Origin of the sequence: Nostoc sp. FACHB-133 (assembly GCF_014698055.1) — a bacterium.
Lineage (GTDB): Bacteria > Cyanobacteriota > Cyanobacteriia > Cyanobacteriales > Nostocaceae > Nostoc.
The window spans coordinates 1-3745 of sequence record NZ_JACJSH010000147.1; the positions used below are offsets into that span (position 1 = coordinate 1).

Consider the following 3745-nt stretch of genomic DNA (forward strand, 5'->3'; position numbering starts at 1 on the left):
ATACCCTTAAACGGCTGCCCATATACCTGTTACCGTGGTAGATACATTATGTGTATTTACTTATCTTTACACAATTTGGTTTTTTCACCCTGTCCTACTTAATACTCAAACAGATGTTCGCAAAGGTATGGAGTTGGGAGCGGATGATTATCTGACTAAACCCTCTAGTATAGAAGATTTGCTCAGAGCGATCGCTGTCCGATTAGAAAAGCAAGCTTTTTTGAGGTATTGGTACGCTACTAACTCTCATCAAGCCGCTCAATCACCACCTTCATCGTTCAACTCTGAGTCAATTTTTCCATCTGTTCCCCAACTGCAAGCGGTTTTTGACTTTATTGAAGCTAATTATCGCCAAGGAATTACTTTGTCTGATGTGGCTCTTGCGGTTGGTTATTCGCCTGCTTACTTGACTAACCGAGTAGCCAAACAAACAGGAGAAACTGTAAACGCTTGGATTGTTAAGCGTCGAATGGCAGCAGCACGTCCTTTACTTAGAGATACTAATCAGACAATCGACCAGATTGCTATTGCACTGGGCTATCAAAATACATGTCATTTCTCTCGTCAGTTTCGTCAACACCACGGGCTTTCTCCCAAAACTTGGAGAAAACAGCAACAACTTTTTCAGTCTTCTAAAAACGCGAAGCTACAATTGATCAAAAATCATGGTGCATTAGAAAAACTTGTACCTTTAGGTTGCTGATTAAAAGCAAATTACTAGTTTTCACTACTTTTTTGCTTGCTCAACTGCTGCATTAATAATTGCACTCCCAAAGCCAACAAACCAATTGCTACTATACCAAATATTCCGCTTCCTAAAGCAACTACACCAACAACCAGAGTCCGAACAGCAGAAGAAATCTTAATTACCAATGGATTAATTGAATGGAGAGGTTTAGCAGCAAAATTTGTAGCGATCGCAATCATCAGCGAATACATTGCATATCCCATTCCTCCAGAAATAACCGCCCCAGTTAAACAGCGTAAAGGACTCGCTGTCGCCTGTATTTTAGTATCCGTTTGTGGCGTTAAATTTTGGTCACTCATACGATTTTGGATTTCAGATTTTTAATTGGGACATTATCCTTAATTAACAAAAAAGAATTATTTAAACAGATGATGTCACTTTAATACCATGCGTAATTGTCCGAGTTACAAACAATTCTAAGTCCTCATCAATAATTGCTTCCCTGACTTGCTGCAAAACTAGTTCTGCCTGCTGTTGAGACTCAAAAAGAGCAAATACTGTTGGGCCAGAACCGGACATCATTGTTCCTAAAACGCCTTCCTGATTTGCAAACACTTCTCGCAACTGCAAAACTTGAGGATAGGCTGGCAATACCACACGCTCTAAATCATTGTGCAATTTTTGGGCAATTTCCCTCGTATCTTTATGCAAGATAGCTTTTACTATTGCTCCTGAATGAACTGCACTAGCACGCGCTGCCAAATTATCGGTATCTCTAATATAAGAATGACCAAACTGCTGCCGATAGGTTTTGTATGCCCAAGGTGTGGAAACTTCCAGACTGCGGTATTTCCCCAATACTATATATATGTTATCTAAACTCGGCAGGGGAGAAAGTTGCTCACCCCTACCTGTTGCGATCGCAGTTCCACCCGCTACACAAAATGGGACATCAGAACCGAGTGTACCTCCTAACTCTTCTAATTCAGACTGAGTTAATCCCAACTTCCACAGTAAATCTATACCCACTAACACAGCTGCTGCATTCGTCGAACCCCCAGCCAACCCAGCCGCTACAGGAATCTGCTTATTGACGGTAATCTCCACACCGCCATATTTAGCAAAGGCTTCGGGAAATTGCCTGACCATTAATTCTGCTGCCCGGTATGCCAGATTACTTTTATCTGTCGGTACTTGTGGGTGGTTGCAGTGAACACGAATGCTGTCAGTGCTGATGGAACGCATATCAATTTGATCTGAAAGTCCGATACTTTGAAGTATCATGGCTAACTCATGATAACCATCGGGGCGTTCGCCAATGATTTCCAGATACAAGTTGATTTTAGCAGGGGCAATTAAGCTGTAGGAACGCATTTTATAAGAATTGGGAATGGGCAATGGGCAATGCGGAATTGAGGAATGGGAAAAAATCTATTTTATCTTGTCATCTATTTCCTACTCCCTGCTCCCCACTCTCTACTGCCAGTTCATTTGCTAGGATTACCCATTGCTGAACGCTGATATCTTCGGCTCTGGCTTGGGGATTTATTTTTAATTGTTCCAGTAAGTGGCTCAGGCGATCGCGTTCCATAACAGATTGCAAATTATTTCGTAACATTTTGCGCTTGGCACCAAACCCCAACTTCAAGAAAGTCTCTAACTGTCGGGGATTAAGCGCTGGTATTTCTATTTTTCGGGGACGTAATCTTACCACTGCTGAATCAACTTTTGGCGCTGGATGGAATGCAGAGGCTGGGACTGTGCAGATTAACTCACACTCAGCTAAATACTGTACCCGCACGGTTAACGCCCCAAAGGTTTTTGACCCTGGTTTAGCATACAACCTTTCTGCCACCTCTTTTTGTACCAGCAATACTATAGAGTCAAATGGTTCGGGGTTAGGATTTGCGATCGTACCCAGTAGTTTCTCAATGATTGGCCCTGTAATGTTGTAGGGAATATTGGCTACTACTTTGTTTGGCTTTTGGAAATTGGGAAAGGCTACCAAATAAGATGGTAAATCCAGGGTGAGAAAATCGCCTTGCAGCAATAAAAAATTTTCAGTCTTACCCAGTTGCTTTGACAACAGATGGCATAAGTCGCGGTCTATCTCAACTGCAATCAAAGATTGCACTAAGGGTAATAAACGACGAGTTAGAATACCAGTTCCAGGGCCAATTTCCAGGATGCGATCGCCTTTGACGGAGCGATCGCTTTCTGTACACTCCGCTGCTTTTATAATTGCGTCGAGCGCCTTTTCACTTTTGAGCCAATGTTGAGCAAAGACCTTACGCGGTCGGATCATCTGTATTTATTGCCTAGTCTAGTTTTTAGCTTTTTCTCAAAAACTTATTATAAATTGTGAAATCCGTCTACACCGCTAGACTCACTGTAACGAATCTTGTGGGGTAGGCATCCAGTCGTAAAATGGGAGCCTTTAACCGGAGGCTCTGGAACAACTATGCTTTTATATTCTTATATATAGTTAGTTCAGGCATTTGAATTTAGGATAAATCCCTCCAGCAAGACTGCCTCCTACCTTTTTTCGATAATGATTACTATAATCACTCAGCTTGCATCAGAGCCAATTTAGAAACACTAACTAGCTATATGCATTATCTAAACAGCAAAGTTCAGCTACTTCTTCGTCTATGCTTCCTTATATTGCTTAAGCCATTCAATTGAAAGTAATGCCAACCAAGAGATTTGCCCTTTTAGAAAAAAAATAAATTTACCCCTTGACAAACCAGGGCATGACTAGTTACTCTAGTTAAGTGGAAAGGCGAGAGAAGCCAACCACCACTGAACCTGAAAAACATAATACTTTGAAAGCTTAAAGAAAAACCAATCCTCGTCAAAGGATTTTACTTTTTGGAAACCCCAAAAAGATAATAATCAAAATTAGTAACTAGGATTCCGAAAAGATATTTTTCGGATACACAAACTCGAAACACAACAAAACGGAGAGTTTGATCCTGGCTCAGGATGAACGCTGGCGGTATGCTTAACACATGCAAGTCGAACGGTGTCTTCGGACACAGTGGCGGACGGGTGAGT

The 3745-nt window shown here is 41.6% G+C and carries 3 protein-coding genes, 1 rRNA gene and 1 pseudogene; 2 read left to right on the forward strand and 3 right to left on the reverse strand.

Annotated features, from left to right (window positions below; translation table 11 throughout):
• Positions 1 to 100: 100 nt before the first annotated feature.
• Positions 101 to 703: pseudogene (locus tag H6G86_RS37835) on the forward strand (helix-turn-helix domain-containing protein); the annotation flags it as partial.
• Between the two features lie 14 nt (positions 704 to 717).
• Here H6G86_RS37835 and H6G86_RS37840 read toward each other — a convergent pair.
• From H6G86_RS37840 to rsmA, 3 genes are all read right to left on the reverse strand, one after another.
• Positions 718 to 1047, reverse strand: coding sequence for a DUF3082 domain-containing protein (locus H6G86_RS37840; RefSeq protein ID WP_190938684.1), 330 nt, complete (start codon positions 1045 to 1047; stop codon positions 718 to 720).
• A 61-nt stretch (positions 1048 to 1108) separates the two neighbouring features.
• Positions 1109 to 2062, reverse strand: a complete 954-nt coding sequence (gene ispE, locus H6G86_RS37845; protein WP_190938685.1) for a 4-(cytidine 5'-diphospho)-2-C-methyl-D-erythritol kinase — start codon at positions 2060 to 2062, stop codon at positions 1109 to 1111.
• A gap of 70 nt (positions 2063 to 2132) precedes the next feature.
• Positions 2133 to 2993: a 16S rRNA (adenine(1518)-N(6)/adenine(1519)-N(6))-dimethyltransferase RsmA gene (gene rsmA / locus H6G86_RS37850; RefSeq protein WP_190938686.1), complete on the reverse strand. Its 861-nt coding sequence runs from the start codon at positions 2991 to 2993 to the stop codon at positions 2133 to 2135.
• 652 nt (positions 2994 to 3645) lie between these two features.
• Between rsmA and H6G86_RS37855 the strand changes: the two genes are divergently transcribed.
• Positions 3646 to 3745 (forward strand): 16S ribosomal RNA (locus H6G86_RS37855); the annotation flags it as partial.